The organism is Chrysanthemum yellows phytoplasma (genome assembly GCF_000803325.1).
GTDB classification, from domain to species: Bacteria; Bacillota_I; Bacilli_A; order Acholeplasmatales; family Acholeplasmataceae; genus Phytoplasma; species Phytoplasma asteris.
Map to the genome: position 1 here is coordinate 1 of NZ_JSWH01000116.1, position 734 is coordinate 734.

At 27.1% G+C, this 734-nt stretch carries 2 pseudogenes; both read left to right on the forward strand.

Going from position 1 to position 734, the window contains the following annotated elements:
- Window positions 1–365, forward strand: a pseudogene (locus OL66_RS04000) (hypothetical protein); the annotation flags it as partial.
- 82 nt (window positions 366–447) lie between these two features.
- Window positions 448–734 (forward strand): annotated as a pseudogene (locus OL66_RS02425) (hypothetical protein); the annotation flags it as partial.

Genomic DNA, 734 nt, shown 5'->3' on the forward strand with positions numbered 1-734 from the left:
TAGAAGGAACAATTAAAGGTTTAGAAGCAGCCAATAGTGGATTAAGTGAAAACAACAAAGAATTACAACATGAAATTGATAAATTAAAAAATGAATTAGAATTAGCAAAAACAGCCCACACAACAATGAAAGAAAAATTAGATAAAGAGATTGTTAAATTAGAAGCTGATAAACTAAAATTAGGAAATGATTATGAAAAACTACAAACCCAAAACAATGAATGGGAAACAAAATCAAAAATCATCAAAACATCAACCGCGATAGGCGCCTTAGGTGGACCCGTAGGCATGGTTGTAGGTGCAGCTACTGGTGTGGTTGTTAACGAAATCATAGACGCATGGAAAGCTCTAAAACGTTGGTGGTAACAATAATGCATATTTTTTGCATTATTGTTCTGTTTATGTTAAAATGATAATGAGTTAAATTAAAAAAGGAAGTATTTTTAATATGGAATTATTTCAAAAATTAACCATTATAGGATTTTTGTTTCTTCTTTTTGTTGTTATAATTCCTTTGTGTATTTATTTTTATCAAAAACAACAAAATAAAAAGAGAATTACAAAAATCAATTTAAAATCAACAATATTTTTTTATTATATTAAATTTTTTTTGGGTTCGTTGGTAATCGGAATAATTGCTTTCATTTGGTATATAAAAGTCAATACAACTAATCAAATTGATTCAAACACAAAACCAACAACTAAAATAGAAACATATGATGAATGGTTTCAAAG